Raw genomic sequence first — 19,736 nt, 5'->3', positions numbered from 1 at the left:
TCTTGGCTAACTAAATAAACATTTGTTAATCGACCCAGTTTTCGTATAAATAATCTTTTATGAAAACTGGGTCTTTTTTTATTGAATCCGATTAGCAGATAGGTTTGTCTATTTAATATAATTTTTTGAACATGTCCTGCTACCTAAACCATTTACAAATTCCCCTTTAGCAAAAGCGGGTTTGAAATTTGGACAGGAATGTGTTTGATGAAATCTTTTAATCTTATATCAAAATAATCCTCTATATCCCGTTTTAGTATCTCTTCTAGTAGAATGAATTCCATTACAATATAGTCTAGATCGAAAACATTATATAGATCTTGTTCTGCCCAGATTGATTTCACTCTGGCCTTATTGGAAAAGGGGATTAATGACAGGATAGCTCCATTCTCATAGTCAGCATATTCAATCGTGTAATAATGGAATTCCGGTGTAGGATTCTTCTTCGTAATCTCTTCTTTCCATCTATACAATGCTTTATAGAATTCGAGTATAGCTAGTTCTGTTTCAAAGTATAATTCGTTGTTGATTTTTATTGTAAATGTGGCATCCACGGCTAATATGGCAGGCACATCCCTTTTATGCTTTTTTGAGATCATTTCTTTATCTACTACAAAATTGTATTCAAACTTTATTTTGTTTGAAATACTGTCCATGTCTTCGTCACCCTATCTCTATTCTAATTTTGTCTCTTCCTAAAATGCTGGAGGCTATTTTAGTTAAGCTATATATAATAGAATTCGACAAAAAAATGATAAATCTTTCTTTTAGGTTCTATATTTAATCCAGTATTCTTTCTCGGTTTTCTAAATGAACGCTTAGATAACGAAGCAGAGACCTGGAATTGTCCAAGAATTAATCAAGTTATATAAAGAATATTGTTTTGTTAATCGAGGAAAGTAAATATAAGTTAATTAGTTGATTCACCCTAGTCCAAAAAGGATTTATAGTATCGATATTACTTTTGAAATCGAAGAAGGATATTGAAGACCCCGAAAAATACATTTGCAAGATTGATCCTTATTTCGTGGATTTTACGAATACGGGTCTTTTTTTATTAATCTCCTTGGTGGCTATTTACATATATAGTGCGCGAAAGAAGGCATCTCCATTGATGTCTTTTTTTGTTTATATAAACATCAAACCAAACAAAAGTAAACTTAATTCCCCATCTTTTGATATGCTCATAAAGATTGGTAATTTAGAAAGTATTTTAATATTTGTAACCTTTTTTATTTTTGTACGTGGTATTAAAGAGATGAGGGAATGATGGCGGATTCAATAGATAGTCTCTATAGCACGTGCTTTTCTGATATATATCGTTTCCTTTTCTCTCTTTGTCATAACCATCATACAGCGGAGGACCTTGTTCAAGAGACCTTCTTTCGTGCCTATTTATATATTGAGAATTATCAAAGTGGAAGTGTAAAGGCATGGCTTTTTACGGTAGCTTATCATGCATATATTGATCATCATAGAAAGCATAAAAGAGTAACAATTCAGGATGAAGGCTATTTTTCTAGATTTTTAGATAAGAATAAAGCGGTTGATGAAACGATTGTAATTCATGAGGAAATAGAAGAGCTATTACGTGAAGTGAATACATTACCTGAAAAACATAAGATGGCAGTACTGCTTTGTGATTTTAATAGTTTATCATATGAGGAAGCTGCTGAAGTAATGAAGGTGAGTAAAGCCTATGTAAAAGTTCTTTTATTTCGGGGGAGAAAAGCAATAAGGCAAAGAAGGAGTAAAGAATATGTGTGATGAATTTAAAAATCGCCTGGAATCATATGAAAATGGTGAACTTTCTGCAGAAGAGGCAAAAGAGATTGAGAAAGAACTGGAGAGCATGGAGAGATATTTGGAAGAAACTGATGAAGAAAACAGGGGAAAGTTAACTGATTCTGATATTGGCATAAAAAAACAACAACGAATTATGAAATTTGCAAAATGGAAGGCAAGATTTCAAACAGCACTTATGGCTATAGGTTTATTTCTTCTATTTTCATTCTTTTCTTCCATCCTAACTCTGATGTATTACTCGTTCGGAGCTCCTGACCGAGTAGAGAAATTACGTAATATCGTTGATTACAGTCTGACTGTAATGAATCCTTATGGTCATATGGATGGTACAAGTACGAGCACTTCTGCCTATTTTGGAATGACAGCCTCAAAAGATATAAATAAAGTTATTGGAGATGATACGATCAAGGTAGGTGAAATGGAAACTGATTTTTTCTTCTCAAGGATGTCATATCCTGAAGTTACCTATTTCAGCCCTATATCTAATAACAGTCCTGCTTTTATTTATCCGGGCTCAAGCCCACGAGGTTTTTCAGGGTGGGAACGATTAAAAAAGGTTCCAGAAGGGACGGTTGTTTCAGCCTATGTTTCATTTACTGTACTAGAGACAGAAGAGGTATTTTCATTATTCGAGGCTAAGGATATGAGATTAATATGGCTTGCAGTAGATACTGGTTTTGAAAAGAAAGAGGAAGCTATATTTAAACCAATTGGTTTTCCTAGTGAACCAATTTGGCATGAAGATGACATGATCGTAGATTTTCAACAAGAGGAAAAAGGTTTTTTTGGAACAGAAATAGTTTCTGAAGGGTCTTCTTCACCGGAATACGAGGTAGGCGAAGGAAAACCACTGCATAAGCAATTCCGAAAAACACTGCAATTCCTGGAAGAATATGAAGAAAAAGCAGAAAATTTTTATATGGGAGATTTAAATCTTTCAAAACGTATTCAATACATGGAAAAACATGGTTATAAGCATTATGGGGCTGTTATTACAGGACCAACTAAAGAAGTATTAAAATTACAGGATGAAGGAAAAGTAAGTGAATTAGAAGTAGACGAAATAGAATTTTGGAATTGGGAAAGTGAACTCTGAAAATAGTTTGAGTAAAACTTTTGTTATGCGATATTCAGGCAGTTAAATAGAGATAGCTTAATGAACTAATTGGGTGCTCTTATTCTATTCTGGACTGTCATAAAAGAGCACGGATTAACCGGATTTGCTAAACTCATGTTGGTAGACTGAGTTTAGAAAGGAGAGTGCTTACATGGAGGGGCTTCAAAGGATGCTCGACAGCATCGAGTATATAGAAGGTAATTTGGAACAGTATCTTTGTATGGAAGATATTGCTAAAATTGCGTGTATGTCAAAATTTCATTTCCAGCGGATGTTCAGCATGCTGACGGGATATACCGTAAGTGAATATATTAGGAATCGCCGTCTCACAGTTGCTGCGCAGGAACTGGTATATTCCAAGTCTAAGGTAATCGATGTTGCACTGAAATATGGCTATGAAACTCCGGAATCCTTTACAAAAGCATTCCGGAAAATTCATGGAATCAATCCGTCATCTGCAAAGAAAAATACTCAATCCTTGAAGGCTTATCCGAGGCTCTCCTTTCAAATTCAGTTAAAGGGTGATGTGGGAATGGATTATAAGATTGTCGAAAAGGAAGCATTTAAGGTTGTTGGGAAAAGCATACGCACGAGTACTAGTGGGGGAGAGAACAATCGGAAAATAGCCTCTTTCTGGGATGAATCTAATCAGAATGGATTCGCCGCTGTACTTGCTAAAAATAGTGGATCTCTTGGATTAATTGGAGTTTGTATGGACTTTGATAAACTACAAGAAAATCTAAGTTACTTGATCGGGGCAGAGAAACATATAGAACATGTCCCAAATGATTGGGAAGAACGACAGATTCCGGCTGCTACCTGGGCTGTTTTTCCTGTTCATGGCGCTATGCCTGATGCCATGCCAAAGGTGTGGAATCGAATTTTCTCTGAATGGTTTCCGGCAACAGGCTATGAGCATTCGGGTGGACCTGAGATGGAGGTTTACTTAAGTGATGGAGATCCATCTTCTAAGGATTATTATTCAGAAATATGGATACCAATTAAAAAATAAATAGAAGGATAAGCTTATAAATTAATCGAGCGGATTCATTAAAGAAGCAATGTAGTGGGCTACATTGCTTCTTTCTATTTGAGAGATGGAGAGACTTGAATTTAATAGGGGATCTTGCCCTAGTGTTTTCTTTTTGACCTTCATATAAGAAAGATATTTGTAAGTAATTAACAATTATCTTGTATTGCAAGGTAGTGTGGTTTAAACTGGTAATATACCTTGCAATGCAAGATAAAAAGAGTGGTGGATTATAGATGTCGCAAACCCAGATGATAAAGGGGATATTGGATGGTTGCCTTTTGGCTATTATCAAAGGAAAAGAATGTTATGGATATGAGATGGCAGAACGTTTAAGTGAGTATGGATTTGAGACAATCAGCGAAGGTACCATTTATCCATTATTGCTCCGAATGCAACGGGAAGGACTTATTACGTCTGTTCGCCGGGATTCAATTGCTGGACCAAAGAGAAAATATTATTCATTAACAGATGAAGGACAGGTAGCTTTAGAAAATTTTCTGGTTAGATGGGGTTACCTTGAGAACAGCGTAAACGCGGTCATTAAGAAAGAAATTGAAGGATGAGGTGATGCAAAAGTGGAGCAACTTCAACTGTCTGATAAAAGTCAGAAGTTTATTGATGATTTAAAGATATACTTGTTTTCAAGTGGAAAAAATGATCAGGAGATTAATGATATTACGAAAGAACTTGAGGAGCATTTATATGAAGCCGAGCTAAATGGTAAATCTATTGATCAGATTATTGGATCTTCTCCTAAAGAGTATATGCAGAGTATCTCCAATGAAATGAGGACGGATTATAAAGCATGGGTAAAATATATACCCCTGATTATAGCTGGAGCAATGTCATTTTCGATTTTCGGAGATCTTTTGAAAGGTACATTAAGCTATAGTGTATTAAAAATCATTGGAACGGCTGTGTATTGTGTGCTCTTTTTTATCGGAGTAATGATTGCATTTCGCTATACAGCCAGGAATCAAGTGTCTAAAATTCGAGAGTTTTTAATATTATTAGCCCCTATTTTCATTAGTATGGTCGTCTTTATGGGTTTGCTTGTCGCTGATTCAATCTATCCTACACCAACCATTAACTTTGGTGTTTTAGGGAGTACAGTCATCGGCTTACTTTTTCTTTGCTTTATCGTTACATTCTCCATTTGGGCAAAAACCGCAATCCTGCCCGTTTTTTTAATTTCATTTCACTTACCGACCATCGTATTAGCTCGATCAACTTTAAATGAAGAATTGCAGTTAATTATGGGTTTAGCTATAACATATATATTGATCGGAATTTATTTATTTTATGAAGTGAGAAAAACAAAATCATAACAAAAGTTTTTTGGGGGTTATCCGGAACGTTAGTTTTACTGACTTTCTGGAGGACCCTTTCCTATCTTATTCAATTGATTTCCTATAACAAGCCGGTTAACTAGGAATGCAGGTTAGATTAAGAAGGATTTATATGTTTTAATCGAATTATTTAACCAAATTTTAAATTTGGAGGATTATATGACTGCCTTTGCGTTTTTGTTTATTCTAAAAATTGTTTTCTTAAAGGTTACTATAATAAGAGTAAAATAATATAAAATAAAACTGAAACTGAGGAGGTTATTGAAGTGAAAGAATGCCCATTTTGTAATCCTGAAACAATAGAACTGCAAGAAGTTGTTGTAAAAAATGAACATTGTATGTTTCTACAAATGCCACAAGAAGTATTAGTCGGGTCAGGATTAATAGTTCCAATAAAACACCGTGAAACAGTGTTTGACTTAACAGAAGATGAATGGTTTGCAACCTATTCATTACTGCAAGAAGTGAAAGATCTCCTGGATGAAACATATCGACCTGATGGGTACAATATTGGTTGGAACTGCAATGCAATTGGAGGTCAACATATCATGCATTCTCACCTACATATTATTCCTCGATTTAGTGATGAACCCTATGCTGGCAAAGGACTTAGACACTGGCTGAAAAGTTCGGAAAATAAGAGATAATGGTAACTAATTCGAGCCTTACTTATCTAAAAAGTATAGGAGAGTTTTTATGAAGATTTACTGGTTATTAGTGTTTTTAATTTTTATCATTTGGTACAGAGTATCTCTACCATACGCCGAACCAAGTTGGTGGTCTATCTTTTCCTCGAGCCGTTCAACGCATACACCTATGATGGAGCAAGTTTCTTTAATTAAAGCAATTTTTATAGCACTTATATTTTTTGCTTTGGCATCTCCAGTGCGTCAAATAATCCAAAAACGTAAGTAGCCATGTTTATAATTCATATAGTAAGTGGAATTCTCACTTAAATTTTCAGGGCGTTGATCTTAGGAGGATTAATGCCTTTTCGTGTTGAATTTCTTATGGAGATAAAGAAGCAGGAATGTTAAACAATAGACAGAAACTAAACGGTGGCAAATTTATATTGAGGGGTATTTGTGAAATGTCAAAATACGAAAAAGAAGAAATTCTAACTGGAGGAAATGTCTCAACCGTATATCGTTTAGGAGATACCGTTCGAAGAGATTTAAAGCCAGACAGTACGAAAATTCACAAGCTATTAATACATTTAGAAAATAAAGGATTCACTTATGCACCTAAATTTTTTGGTATTGATGAAAAAGGTAGAGAGATTTTGTCATATATAGAAGGTGAAGCTGGTAATTATCCTTTAAAGGGATATATGTGGTCTGATGAAGTTTTAAAAGAAATAGCTCAGATGCTTAGTCTCTACCACGATTCAGTGAGTGATTTTTTAATTGAAGAAGATTGGAAGTCGATAGATAATACTCCGCAACCATTCGAGGTGCTTTGTCATAATGATTTCGCTATATATAACATTATCTTTAATCGTAAACGACCGGTAGGTATAATTGATTTTGATGTTGCTGGCCCTGGACCGAGACTCTGGGACATTGCCTATACCCTTTATACTTGTATTCCTTTAAGTAGAGCTTATCAATCTGAAACAGGTGAAGAAGTTATTTATAATTTCTTAGACCACGCTATGAAAATAAAACACAGAGTAAAATTGTTTTTTGAATCCTATGGAAAGGAAGTGGAAGAAGTTTTTTTAGAGATGGTATTGTTGCGATTACAAGGGCTATGTAAAACAATTGAAAGAAAAGCTAAAGAAGGCGATAGTAATTTTCAAAAAATGATAGATGAAGGACACCTTGAACATTATCAAAATGATATCAAGTTCATTAGTGAACACGGAAAAGAGTGGATGTAAAAGGGGAAAGGTTGGAATTGACAGGGGAAAGAGTAGAAGGCCAAGTTGACCAAAAGATGTCTTTCTATGTTGAATTTCTTATGGTATTAAAGGGACAAGTTAGCTAAGAAGGATTTATTGCGGATTTACAGAATGTTACAATTCGAAGTGAGATAGTCTTCAAAAAAATAAAAGGGAAAAAGGAAGTGATTGATATGTCCATCGGAATTCTTGCCCTTGTAACTATGACAATATGGATTATACAAATTAATGAGTTCAATAAACCTGAAGAAAAACAAGACAATAGAAAAACAATAGTCTTAACTTCCTGTGGGTGTTTGTTAACAACAGTTTTGACCGTCCATCTTTTTCAAAATTTCATCGCCTAAGGTAGTAGTTTTAAAAGCGTTTTAGCACATATATGGAGGTGTTATCGTTGAATGACGACAAAGATAAGCGTAACAAAAGTAAGATGACACCGAGGATGGTTGGAATAGAACCGTTTATGGAAGTCCAACAATAGGAGGAATAGTCGTAGTCAGTGCCATTGTTCTATACCTATTATTTAAATAATATTTATTAAAGATGTCTAAGTTGAACAAGGATGACCAAAAGTTGGTCCTTTTAATTTTCCTTGTTACCATTGTTCGAAAATAGCCCTATCAACTGAAGCTGCTTTATTATTCTATAAATAAAGAGCTGCAAAGTTTGCAGCCCCTTAGAGTGGTTAGGTTATAAGAATTGTATGGTTGGCAATCAATACTATTTATCTTAGGCTGCTGGAGAGCTCTGTGAAGATAACTCCAAGTCCATAAGCTCCAGCATCAGGATAACCCAGGCTTCTTTCTCCAACCGTACCAGCACGTCCCATGCGGGCGACGATTGTTTCTGTATATTTAGCGCCTTTAACTGCAGCAGCTGCCCCATTTTCAAAGGCAGTTTTAAAGTCTATTCCAGCTTTTGCGCACTCAGACCAAGAGTCAGCACATGGAACTAAAGCATCAATCAGAGTTTTGTCACCGACGACTGCACCTCTACCAAATGAACGTTCACCAGTTACTTGTATTCCTTCAACAGCTGCCTGTAGTAGGTTTGCAAACTCCTCGATCGTTAATTCATTTTTATCGCCTGCGGCTTTGCCGGCTGCACGGAATGCAGAACCCCAAATTGGACCGGACGCTCCACCGCAATATTCCATAATGACCATTGAGCATGCATCAAGGAATGCTCCAATAGTTAATGGTTCTTGGTTTAAGATAGAACTCCATTCTCGCTTCAATTGCTTGAATCCTTTAGCAACGCTCATACCAAAGTCTCCGTCACCGGCATGAGAGTCAAGCTCGCAGAATGGTATCTCATTTCGGATAATGACTTCGCTCATTTTATCAATGAGATAGATGATGTTCTCTAAGGAAAGGACATCATCGTGGATTACAGCGTATTCCTCACTTGTCTCAGTATTGAATGAAACGCTTCTTTCTTCAATCTCATCAATAGGATCGGTATACTGAACACCCTCAACAGGTGCATCCACTTTAAATGCCGCAGCAGAACATTCGCTTGATAATAATGATTTCAGCTCATCATCAAGCTTCATAATTGTCAAGGATACTCCAGCCATATCAATACTTGTCATATAATTGCCGACAAAGGTTCTATAAACATGAATATTTCTGTTACTCATTTCTCTCATAACCGAATTGTTAAATAAATAGAGTTCTTGAAGTGGAGTACTTCCGAAGCCATTTACAAGAATAGCAATATCAGATGTTTCATCCCCATCTTGTCCAAAATCCTTTAGAAGATCATCTATCATTTGTTTAGCCAACTCATTTGCAGAAATCAATTTTTCTCTTCTGATTCCTGGTTCTCCATGAATGCCGACACCGTATTCGATTTCATCTTCTTCTAATTTGAATGTCGGAGTTCCTTTAGCTGGAACGGTACAGGATGTAAGAGCTGCCCCGATGCTTTTTACATTTTCTGCGGCTTTTTCTGCAATTGCTTTTACCTGCATAAGGTCTCTGCCTTCTTCGGCAGCTGCACCGGCAATTTTATGAACAAGTACAGTTCCTGCAACACCGCGGCGTCCTACAGAATACAGACTGTCTTCAACGGCTATATCGTCAGCTACTCGAACATATTCAACCTGGATACCATCCTCGATTGCTAAAGCGGCACCATTTTTAAAGTTCATGATGTCACCGCTGTAATTTTTAATAATCATCAGGACCCCTTTTTGACCGGCAGCTGCTTTGATTCCCTGATACACTTGTATTTGTGATGGCGAAGCAAACACATCCCCGCATACTGCAGCATCAAGCATACCTTTTCCGACAAAGCCCGCATGTGCAGGTTCATGCCCACTGCCTCCCCCGCTAATTAAGCTCACTTTGTTTTCATTTATTACTCGTTTCTTAATAATTTTATATTTCTTCAGAAACTCGAGTTCCGGATGTGCCATGATTAATCCATTAGCCATCTCCATTACGAGGTTCTCAGGTTTATTTATAATCTTTTTCATTTGTATTGCCTCCCGTTTCTATTAAAAATTGGTAGTCTTGCTAAATTTATTCATACTGTTAACAGTATAATGTAAGCGTTTTAAAGTAAACGGACAAATAACCGTATTTGTCAAAATAGCCGTAATTATATCATTTTTGTATAATTAAATTACAATTTTAATAGGGAAGGTAACCCATGACCTCATCGATTATCACACAAAAAATAATTGCAAAATCATTAAAAGATTTAATGGTAACTGAACCTTTTCATAAAATTTCAGTAAGCGACATTATGGTAAACTGTAAGATGCGAAGGCAAACATTTTACTACCATTTTCAAGATAAATATGAATTGCTTGGCTGGATTTATAAAGAAGAAACGAAGGAAAATATTACAGACTTTATTGGATATGAAAAGTGGGAGAACATCTTTCATTTGTTATTGGAATACTTCAGTCAGAATCGACGATTCTATCAAAATGCATTTAAAGTAGAAGAGCAAAATTCCTTTAACGAATACTTATATGAACACACAAAGAATTTGTATCTTGAGATTATTACTAACCGTTTGGACGGAAGCAGATTAAAGGTTTCTAATGAAAGGAAAGAATTAATGGCTTCTTTTTATAGCTATGGGTTTGTAGGGATAATCAAAGAGTGGATTGAGAAAGATTGCACTCTCGAATCTTCCACGATGTCATCCTTGATGAAATATATGATAAATGATCAATTACTGCCATTTCTGCAGGAGTGAGCAGCGAGAGGGAATAAGAATGAAAAAAATAATTAATGATGTTCAGCATGTTGTAAGAGACATGTTGGCTGGATTTTGTTTTGAACATAAAGAAAGGGTTTCTTATGAGCCCAAGCATGATATTGTTTATCGGAAAGATTTAAAAGATATAAGAGAGGAGGTAGTCATTATTAGCGGAGGCGGCAGCGGACACGAACCGGCTCATTATGGATATGTAGGGAAAGGAATGCTCTCCATTTCTGTTAATGGAGAAATTTTCACGCCGCCAACAACTGAGCAAATAGTAGCCGCCATTCGGATGATTGATAAAAATAAGCGTGTCTTGCTCATAGTCAAAAATTTTAAAGCAGATTTAGAGAGTTTTTTGATGGCTGAATCCATCGCCCAAAAAGAAGGCTGGACTGTTGATCATGTCATTGTAAGTGATGATGTCTCCATTGAAGACGACAATTCCTTCAATAAGCGGAAACGTGGTGTGGCTGGTACTGTGTTTGTCCATAAAATACTTGGAGCTGCTGCACGTGAGGGATATTCTCTAAACGAACTAACGGAAATTGGCCAGTCTGTCATCAATCATTTACATACATTGGGAGTTGCACTTTCACCGGTAACCCATCCTGAGACAGATAGAAGGTCATTTATACTACAGGATAATGAAGTATTTTACGGAATTGGGATTCATGGTGAAGTGGGATACCGGAAAGAAGAATTTCATTCCTCTGAAATTTTAGCCATAGAGCTTATGAATAAACTTAAAAGTCTTTATCGATGGAAAAAAGGAGATCGATTTGCCATTTTGGTGAATGGGTTAGGGGCTACACCGCTGATGGAACAGTATATCTTTACCAATGACATCCGACGTTTATGCGAGCTGGAAGGCTTGGATATTAGATTTGTGAAGGTTGGAAACCATTTAACTTCCTTAGATATGAAAGGTATTTCATTAAGCTTACTCAAAATAACGGATTCTGTTTGGGAAAAATGGTTAAAAGCAGAGGTGGAAGTAGCTAACTGGTAGTTAAGATTTGATTAGTGCACAGTCAAATACCATATATAGCAGAAATAGAGTAAAGCCCTGTTTATGCTCGGGTATCATAACGAGCATAAACAGGGCTTTTCTTTTTCATTAAGTAATTTAGTAGCACCATATGAAATAAAATATATTCATAACTATTGCTTAATGTATCTCTAAATCTTTTACTGTTTCTCCTTCAACTAACACTGGCTGATAATAGGTTTCGTTTGGTAAATCTCGTTTTCCTTGCAATTTCTTAATGAGCCAATCAGCTGCATCACGTCCCATTTGTTCCTGTGGGTGGGTTAATGTTGTCAGTGCAATAGTAGCATTTTTGGCAATATAGGAATTGTCCTGCCCGATTATTGATAACTTCTCTGGAATGGAAATATTAAGCTGTTTACACACATTTACTACTTCTAAACCGACTTCATCGTTATAGCAAACAATCGCGGTTAATAGGTGAATATTTTCCTCTAAAAATTTCTTCAAGCTAGCTGATAAATTGGGCTTTGTTTCTGTATCGAATGTAAGCACATGCTCAGGTCGAAATCCTAATTTGGCTTCTCCAAGCGCTTTTATATATCCCTTCATTCGATATTTTCCCTGTAGGTCATCTGATTTTGATATTAGCCCGATATGTGTATGTCCCTTCGAAATTAATTCCTTTGTTGCGAGATAACTGGACTGGACGTCATCAAGACAAAGAAAGGGAACACTTAATTCTTCATAATAAGCATTAATCATAATGAATGGAACCTCTTGTTCTTTAAATGACAGGTAATAAGAGATGTTTGGATTATATAGATTGCTTTTCGTAGGCTCTATGATCAAACCATCCACTCCAAATGACAGCATCATTTCCAAAGCTTTCTTTTCCTGTTCGACATCATTATTTGTACTGGCTAATAATAACGAATAATTCTCTTCATTTAATCTGCCTTCAATCCCTCGAATAATGGAGGGGAAAATATAATCAGAAATGTAGGTTGTAATGACTCCGATTGTTTTAGTGTTAGATTGACCGCCAGATTTTGCTTGATATTGGTTACTGACATAAGTGCCAGACCCTTTTTCACTTCTTAAAAATCCTTCGTTTGATAGTTCTAAAATAGCTTTACGAACAGTTTGTCGGCTCACTTCGTATTTTTCTTGGAGGGAAGCTTCAGTAGGGATTTGGTCACCAACTTTATAATCTCCCGAAAGAATCTTGCTTTTTATATCATCAATGATGACCTGATATTTTGGTTTCATTTATAGCTCACTTCCTTCATTGGTGCTCTTGCACTAATTGATTGATTCGAAATAGTTGTATGTACATATTTTACTTTGAATTAGTAAGAAATAAAATAAGCAATCTAATTCTATTTTATAAGTAACATCTTTCATTAGTTCTTTTAATAGTATACCCAATAAATGGTTTTGTGGGTCTTTGTTTGATTTGTACTAAAATCGAGAATGTTAAATTTGTGTGTACTAATTACACATTAGTTGACATTTGTACGTACAAATAAATATAATCAAGTTAACAAATAGAAAGCGTAATCATTCCGGATATTGAAACCGCTATCAGATGGGGGTTTATATGAGAAAGAACAAAGCAAACATACAAGAGGCAATTGCTAGGGGAGAGACTTCTCTTGGAATTGAATTTGGTTCTACACGTATCAAGGCAGTGTTAATTGATCATAATTTTGAAACGGTTGCATCTGGAAGCTATGAGTGGGAAAACCGCTTGGAGGATGGTTTTTGGACATACAGCCTAGTCGATATTATTACTGGCCTACAAGCAGCGTATCGTGAGATGAAGCAAGAAGTTGAAAGAAACTATGGGATAACGATTCGGAAGATTGGTTCTATTGGAATCTCAGCCATGATGCACGGATATATGGCCTTTGATCATACAGGAGAATTACTTGTTCCGTTTCGTACTTGGCGTAACTCAACAACGAGTGCGGCAGCTAAAGAATTGACTGATACATTTAAATTCAATATCCCAGAACGATGGAGCGTTGCTCATCTTTATCAAGCTATCTTAAATGAAGAGAAACATTTGCCGCGTATTGATTATGTTACGACTTTAGCAGGTTATATCCACTGGTTACTGACTGGTAATAAAGCGATCGGTATTGGAGATGCTTCAGGTATGTTTCCAATCGATGAATCAACAAAGAATTATAATGAATCAATGGTTAAGCAATTTGATGAACTAATTTCCACGAAGGGTTGTCCTTTGAGCCTAGAGGAGATTCTTCCTAAAGTTTATCTTTCAGGAGAACAAGCTGGTGAATTGACTGAAGTTGGGGCAAAAATTCTTGATCAATCACAGAATTTACAACCAGGTATTCCGCTTTGTCCGCCGGAAGGTGATGCGGGTACAGGAATGGTTTCTACAAATAGTGTGAGAAAGCGTACTGGTAATATTTCAGTAGGAACATCAGTCTTTGCCATGATTGTACTGGAAAAAGAACTCTCAAAAGTGTATCCGGAAATTGATTTAGTAACAACACCTGATGGCAGTCCTGTAGCGATGGTTCATGCTAATAACTGCTCCAGTGATTTAAATGCCTGGCTGAAATTATTCCGTGAGTTCTCTGAAGCAATGGGCCAAAAGATAGAAACGGATCAATTATATGAAGTGATGCTGAATAAAGCTTTGGAGGCTGAACCGGATGCTGGCGGATTGCTAAGCTATGGCTATTTATCCGGTGAGAATATTACAGGATTAGATGAGGGGCGACCGCTATTCGTACGACCTCCTGGTAGTCAGTTTAATTTAGCAAACTTTATGCGAGCTCATCTTTTTACTGCATTTGGCGCATTAAAAATTGGAATGGACATTATGACTAAAGAAGAAAGTGTTGAAATTGACGGCATTTTGGCTCACGGCGGATTATTCAAAACACCTATTGTAGGTCAAAAAATCGTCGCAGCTGCCATTGATGCACCAGTATCCGTTATGGCAACAGCCGGAGAGGGCGGTGCGTGGGGGATGGCTATTCTGGCTTCTTACATGATGAACAAAAATGAGAAGGAATACTTGGAAGAATTCCTTGACCAAAAAGTCTTTTTCGAGGTTGATAGTCAAGAAATATATCCGGATCAGTTTGATGTTAAAGGTTTTGAGAAATTTATAGAGCGATATAAAAAAGGTCTTGTAATTGAGCAGGCAGCTGTCGATCATTTGATTTTATGAGTCCAAGTTTGGAGGGGTTCAAGTGTTAGAAAAGTTAAAAGAGGAAGTATTTGAAGCAAATTTAGAATTGCCCAAGCATGGACTCGTCAAATATACATGGGGAAATGTAAGTGCAATTGACCGTGATAGTGGCTTATTTGTTATCAAACCGAGCGGTGTTGATTATAAGACGATGAAGCCAAGTGATATGGTGGTTGTTGATTTGGATGGTCAGGTGGTTGAAGGGGAATTGAATCCTTCATCAGATACAGCAACTCATGCAGTACTTTACAAGCATTATTCAGAGATTGGCGGCATTGTGCATACGCACTCAACCTGGGCGACTATATGGGCTCAAGCAGGTTTAGATGTTCCGGCGATGGGAACTACTCATGCCGATACATTCTATGGTTCCATTCCATGTGCAAGGTTTTTAACTCAAGAGGAAGTTGACCGTGGGTACGAAGTGGAAACTGGAAAGGTCATTATCGAAACATTTGAACAACGTGGATTAGATATATTGGCAGTTCCCGGTATTTTACTTCATGGACACGGACCATTTACTTGGGGCAAAGATGCAAAATCAGCGGTTATGAACAGTGTGGTATTAGAAGAGGTCTCAAAAATGAATTTATTTACACGAGAACTAAATCATTTTGCTGAAGAATTGCCACAACGTATTTTAGATAAGCACTATCTACGTAAACATGGAAAAAATGCCTACTATGGGCAAAAATAATACAAACTATCAAACTACGAAAAGAGGATTATTATGTCTAAAGTAAAAGAGTTTTGGTTTGTCGTAGGTTCACAGCATCTATATGGGGAAGAAGCACTGGCGGAAGTCAAAGCACACGCACAAACGATGACGGATGCCTTAAATGAAAGCGGTATATTACCTTACCCGCTTGTATTGCAGGATTTAGCTGTAAGTGCAGATAAAATTACAAGCATTATGAAAGAAGTGAACTATCGTGATGAGGTTGCGGGCGTAATTACTTGGATGCATACCTTCTCACCAGCAAAAATGTGGATTCGCGGAACAAAATTATTACAAAAGCCATTGCTACATTTAGCAACGCAGTTTAACGAAAGTATTCCATGGGAAACCATTGATATGGACTTCATGAATCTGAATCAATCAGCTCATGGTGATCGTGAATATGGATTTATCAATGCGCGTTTGAAAAAGCAAAATAAAGTTGTAGTAGGTTACTGGAAACGTGCTGAAGTCCAAAAGCAAATAGCAGAATGGATGGATGTAGCGGTTGCTTATAACGAAAGCTTCAATATAAAAGTTGCTCGTTTTGGTGATAACATGCGTAATGTTGGAGTAACCGAAGGGGATAAGGTAGAGGCTCAAATTCAATTTGGATGGACTGTTGACTACTTTGGTATAGGCGATCTTGTTCAATATGTGAATGACGTTAAGGACGAAGAAGTGAACGATTTAATTGCTGAGTATGCGGAACTATATGAATTTGATTATGGCATATACAGCAAAGAAGATTGGGAAAAGAGCGTGAAGGTGCAAGCAAGCTATGAAATTGCCATTAAGCGTTTCCTTGATGATGGTGGTTACAATGCATTCACAACTAACTTTGAAGACTTATATGGCATGAAACAGCTTCCTGGCCTTGCAGTGCAACGTTTGATGGCCCAAGGATATGGATTTGCTGGTGAAGGGGATTGGAAGACTGCAGCCCTAGATCGCTTACTTAAAGTGATGAGCCATAACCAATCGACTGGATTTATGGAGGATTACACTTATGAACTAGCTGTTGGGCAAGAAGCTGCTCTTCAATCACATATGCTTGAAGTAGATCCAACATTAGCTTGCAACAAGCCAAAAATTGTCGTATCTCCATTAGGTATCGGTGATCGTGAAGATCCGGCTCGTTTAGTTTTCGATGGTAAGGCAGGAGATGGTGTTGTTGTTTCAATGGCTGACTTTGGTACACATTACATGCTTTTGATTAATGAAGTTTCTGCTTTTGAGCCAACTGTTAAAGCACCTAATCTTCCAGTAGCACGTGTACTATGGGAAGTAAAGCCAAACTTCCAGGATGGGGTTAAAGCGTGGATTGAGAATGGCGGCGGTCACCATACAGTTGTTTCATTGAATCTGACAACAGATCAAATTATCACGTATGCAAAGCTTGTTGACTTAGATTATGTAGTTATTAGGTAATGGCTTTATCCTCCGAGGGGGCTTATGCTTTCTTGGAGGATAATAGATTATCCCAGAAGGTAGAATAAGATGCTTTTATTTGTAAGCGTGTTCTTTGTTTATATATATCCCTAATGCGTTATTCATTAAATTAAACAGAGCATCTCTATTATTAAATAGGCAACACCTACTATCATGTAAGACAAGCTATGAACGTAAATATTCTATTAAAAACTTACTGGTATTATAGCAATTTTGCAGGACTTGAAAACGCTTTTATATATGTTAAGGCTATTAATAGTCTTAGTGGTAGGATTTCTAGCAATATATTTTTGCACCTAGTGGAGGGAACATTCATGGTTAATGAAAAGAAAATATCAAGTCGCTTTATTTATTTCTTTGGAGCTTTTGCCGGCATTCTTTTTGGTTATGATATAGGTGTTATGACGGGAGCATTACCTTTTTTAGAAAGTGATTGGAGCCTCGAAGGAAGAGCTACCGCTATTGGTTGGATTACCTCTTCGGTAATGTTTGGAGCTATTTTTGGAGGTGTCGTAGCTGGTCAGCTGTCTGACCGTTTAGGACGACGCAAAATGATTTTAATATCTGCTGTCATTTTTGTTGTGGGATCCATATTGTCAGGCATAGCCCCCCATGATGGAATACTATTTTTGATTGTATCACGGATGTTTCTAGGACTAGCTGTTGGGGCTGCCTCTGCGTTGGTTCCAGCCTATATGTCGGAAATGGCGCCTGCAAAATTGCGCGGTCGTCTGTCAGGAATAAATCAAACCATGATCGTTTCTGGGATGTTGCTCTCATACATTGTTGATTATCTATTGAAAGACCTGCCAGAAACTATGGCATGGCGGATGATGCTTGGTTTGGCTGCAGTACCTGCTATCATCTTATTTTTTGGAATGTTAAAGTTACCTGAATCACCAAGATTTTTAATTAAGAATAATAAATTTGATGAAGCTCGTAAGGTATTGGGCTATATTGTTCAAATAAAAAAGATATTGATGCTGAAATAAAACAAATTCAAGAAGCTGCAAAAGAAGAAAAAACGGTAAGTCAGAAAACGTCTTGGGGAACTCTCTTAAGTGGTAAATACCGTTACTTGGTCTTTGCGGGTGTAGGTGTAGCAGCTTTTCAACAATTCCAGGGTGCAAATGCCATCTTCTATTACATTCCTTTGATTGTGGAAAATGCTACGGGTCATGCAGCCAGTTCCGCGTTGATGTGGCCAATCATTCAGGGGATTATCCTCGTAATAGGTTCATTAGTATTCCTGGTCATTGCTGATAAATTTAAGCGCCGTACTTTATTAACAGTTGGCGGAACCATTATGGGACTCTCCTTTATTTTTCCTGCCATCTTAAACATACTAATTCCTAATGTGAATCCGATGATGATGGTTGTTTTTCTAAGTATCTATGTTGCGTTTTATTCATTCACATGGGCTCCTTTAACTTGGGTCATAGTTGGAGAAATATTCCCGCTAGCCATTCGCGGACGTGCGTCAGGATTAGCTTCATCATTTAACTGGATTGGTTCTTTCTTGGTCGGATTGCTTTTCCCAATCATGATTGCTTTTATGCCTCAAGAAGCTGTTTTTGCCATCTTCGGCGGTATTTGTTTACTGGGAGTCCTATTTATACGGACATGCGTTCCTGAAACTCGCGGTCGCAGTTTAGAGGATATAGAAAAAATTGGAGAAAGTAAACAAGCTAAGGCGAAAAGTGCATAGTAAGTAACATAATTAATTGCTAATCGAATTACAGCAAAGCTATACAGTAAGCTGTCCCTGATTTCTATACTGGAATCAGGGACTTTTTTATTCATTCATTTATCTGAAGTGCCTGTTTTACTTAAGAGGAATTCCAGTTTCATTGCTCCATCTCGATTTTTTCGCTATTATTTTACTATAACTCAATGAATACAGGTGAAGAAATGAAACCGAATGATGGAGTAAAAGAAGATAATTATAAAGTGTTCGCATTGCTAAGCAATTATTTAAATAAGGCGCCCGATTTTGTTGATGGGGAAGAGATAAAAGAGATTGTTCAGTTTGGAGTATCTTATGAGCATGCGTTTGCGGTCATTTTAGCGTCTGCTTTTGGATTGGATATTGTGGATAAGATGGATGATAAGAATCTATTCAACAATTACTTTAATGGAATGTTTTTTAAACTGGATGAAAAGGAATATTACGAAAACACTTATTATAAGAATATCAAGATCCCAACGTTGAAGATTGGTAATAGTGATCTGAAATATGAAAAGTATAAACCGTTTGAGGGCTTTGTATGCAATGATATTGTCAAAACAAAAGAAGGCAGGCAAATCCCGCAAATTGGTTTTTTTGAAACAGAATTTGAGTATCCAGCTATTTTGGAAAATGGAAGAATATGGATGACAGTAACGCCTAATGAAATTGAAACCATGAAAGAACCGATTGAACAGGCGTTTGGAAATGTACTTACATATGGGTTGGGACTTGGCTATTATACCTATATGATTTCTGAAAAAGAAAATGTTGATAGCATCACGGTAGTCGAAATGAATGAAGACGTGATTAACTTGTTCCAAACGTATATATTGCCGCAATTCAAAAACCATCAAAAGATTAAGATCATTAAAGCTAATGCCTTTGAATATGCTCAAAAATCTATGGCAAAGGGTCAATTTGATTTTGTTTTTACGGATTTATGGCATGATGTTTCAGATGGGATTGATATGTATTTAAAAATGAAATTATTTGAAAAAAGATGTCCAAATACGATATTTACCTATTGGATTGAAAAATCAATTAAATGTTATTTATAAAACATGCATGAGAAATCCTCTTTCAAAGTTTGAAGGGGGATTTTTATAGTTAGTAAAGGTATGTTTTCCTGACGAGTATATAAATAAGTCGTTGGTCAGGGGCGATAATCGTTCAGTGAGAAA

17 protein-coding genes and 1 pseudogene are annotated in these 19,736 nt (G+C 36.7%); 15 read left to right on the top strand and 3 right to left on the bottom strand.

Annotation, left to right across the window (positions count from 1 at the left end; all coding sequences use genetic code 11):
- Window positions 1-152 precede the first annotated feature (152 nt).
- The gene (locus tag AC4G3N_RS14930) at window positions 153-656 is read right to left on the bottom strand and encodes a DUF7878 domain-containing protein (RefSeq protein WP_066108243.1); all 504 of its coding nucleotides are present in this window, start codon (window positions 654-656) and stop codon (window positions 153-155) included.
- Between the two features lie 610 nt (window positions 657-1,266).
- Here AC4G3N_RS14930 and AC4G3N_RS14925 point away from each other — a divergent pair.
- From AC4G3N_RS14925 to AC4G3N_RS14890, 8 genes are all read left to right on the top strand, one after another.
- Window positions 1,267-1,767, top strand: coding sequence for an RNA polymerase sigma factor (locus AC4G3N_RS14925; protein WP_491090483.1), 501 nt, complete (start codon window positions 1,267-1,269; stop codon window positions 1,765-1,767).
- The gene (locus AC4G3N_RS14920; protein ID WP_491090481.1) at window positions 1,760-2,902 is read left to right on the top strand and encodes an anti-sigma factor; all 1,143 of its coding nucleotides are present in this window, start codon (window positions 1,760-1,762) and stop codon (window positions 2,900-2,902) included. Before AC4G3N_RS14925 ends, AC4G3N_RS14920 begins: the two co-directional genes overlap by 8 nt.
- Window positions 2,903-3,074: 172 nt before the next feature.
- On the top strand, window positions 3,075-3,935 hold the full coding sequence (locus AC4G3N_RS14915; protein ID WP_491090479.1) for an AraC family transcriptional regulator: 861 nt from the start codon (window positions 3,075-3,077) through the stop codon (window positions 3,933-3,935).
- A 254-nt stretch (window positions 3,936-4,189) separates the two neighbouring features.
- Window positions 4,190-4,519 (top strand): PadR family transcriptional regulator, encoded by a 330-nt coding sequence (locus AC4G3N_RS14910; RefSeq protein ID WP_491090476.1) that lies wholly within the window; start codon window positions 4,190-4,192, stop codon window positions 4,517-4,519.
- Window positions 4,520-4,531: 12 nt separating this feature from the next.
- Window positions 4,532-5,284: a DUF1129 family protein gene (locus AC4G3N_RS14905; RefSeq protein WP_491090474.1), complete on the top strand. Its 753-nt coding sequence runs from the start codon at window positions 4,532-4,534 to the stop codon at window positions 5,282-5,284.
- Between the two features lie 287 nt (window positions 5,285-5,571).
- Window positions 5,572-5,952, top strand: a complete 381-nt coding sequence (locus tag AC4G3N_RS14900; RefSeq protein WP_491090472.1) for an HIT family protein — start codon at window positions 5,572-5,574, stop codon at window positions 5,950-5,952.
- A 443-nt stretch (window positions 5,953-6,395) separates the two neighbouring features.
- Window positions 6,396-7,187, top strand: coding sequence for an aminoglycoside phosphotransferase family protein (locus AC4G3N_RS14895; RefSeq protein WP_066108226.1), 792 nt, complete (start codon window positions 6,396-6,398; stop codon window positions 7,185-7,187).
- Window positions 7,188-7,381: 194 nt separating this feature from the next.
- Window positions 7,382-7,555, top strand: coding sequence for a hypothetical protein (locus tag AC4G3N_RS14890; RefSeq protein WP_181162047.1), 174 nt, complete (start codon window positions 7,382-7,384; stop codon window positions 7,553-7,555).
- 377 nt (window positions 7,556-7,932) lie between these two features.
- Here the strand turns inward: AC4G3N_RS14890 and dhaK are convergent, their stop codons facing one another.
- Window positions 7,933-9,690, bottom strand: coding sequence for a dihydroxyacetone kinase subunit DhaK (gene dhaK, locus AC4G3N_RS14885; RefSeq protein ID WP_066108223.1), 1,758 nt, complete (start codon window positions 9,688-9,690; stop codon window positions 7,933-7,935).
- A gap of 176 nt (window positions 9,691-9,866) precedes the next feature.
- Between dhaK and dhaS the strand changes: the two genes are divergently transcribed.
- Entirely contained in the window at window positions 9,867-10,424 is a 558-nt protein-coding gene (gene dhaS / locus AC4G3N_RS14880) for a dihydroxyacetone kinase transcriptional activator DhaS (RefSeq protein WP_491090468.1), read from the top strand.
- A gap of 19 nt (window positions 10,425-10,443) precedes the next feature.
- Entirely contained in the window at window positions 10,444-11,442 is a 999-nt protein-coding gene (gene dhaQ, locus AC4G3N_RS14875) for a DhaKLM operon coactivator DhaQ (protein ID WP_139892721.1), read from the top strand.
- 159 nt (window positions 11,443-11,601) lie between these two features.
- Here the strand turns inward: dhaQ and AC4G3N_RS14870 are convergent, their stop codons facing one another.
- Window positions 11,602-12,693 (bottom strand): GntR family transcriptional regulator, encoded by a 1,092-nt coding sequence (locus AC4G3N_RS14870; RefSeq protein WP_139892720.1) that lies wholly within the window; start codon window positions 12,691-12,693, stop codon window positions 11,602-11,604.
- A gap of 331 nt (window positions 12,694-13,024) precedes the next feature.
- On the opposite strand from AC4G3N_RS14870, the gene AC4G3N_RS14865 reads away from it, so the two are divergent.
- The 5 genes and pseudogenes from AC4G3N_RS14865 to AC4G3N_RS14845 all read left to right on the top strand — a co-directional run bounded on the left by AC4G3N_RS14865 (window position 13,025) and on the right by AC4G3N_RS14845 (window position 19,613).
- Entirely contained in the window at window positions 13,025-14,635 is a 1,611-nt protein-coding gene (locus tag AC4G3N_RS14865) for a xylulokinase (protein WP_491090465.1), read from the top strand.
- 22 nt (window positions 14,636-14,657) lie between these two features.
- Window positions 14,658-15,353 carry an L-ribulose-5-phosphate 4-epimerase gene (locus AC4G3N_RS14860; RefSeq protein WP_066108210.1) on the top strand — a complete coding sequence of 232 codons (696 nt, stop codon included), beginning with the start codon at window positions 14,658-14,660 and terminating at the stop codon, window positions 15,351-15,353.
- Between the two features lie 33 nt (window positions 15,354-15,386).
- Window positions 15,387-16,805: an L-arabinose isomerase gene (gene araA / locus AC4G3N_RS14855; protein ID WP_491090463.1), complete on the top strand. Its 1,419-nt coding sequence runs from the start codon at window positions 15,387-15,389 to the stop codon at window positions 16,803-16,805.
- Window positions 16,806-17,140: 335 nt separating this feature from the next.
- A pseudogene (locus AC4G3N_RS14850) lies at window positions 17,141-18,534 on the top strand (sugar porter family MFS transporter).
- Between the two features lie 203 nt (window positions 18,535-18,737).
- Window positions 18,738-19,613, top strand: coding sequence for a spermine/spermidine synthase domain-containing protein (locus AC4G3N_RS14845; RefSeq protein ID WP_491090461.1), 876 nt, complete (start codon window positions 18,738-18,740; stop codon window positions 19,611-19,613).
- Window positions 19,614-19,736 lie beyond the last annotated feature (123 nt).

The organism is Bacillus sp. z50 (assembly GCF_058313585.1).
This window is presented reverse-complemented; position numbering and strand designations above follow the sequence as displayed.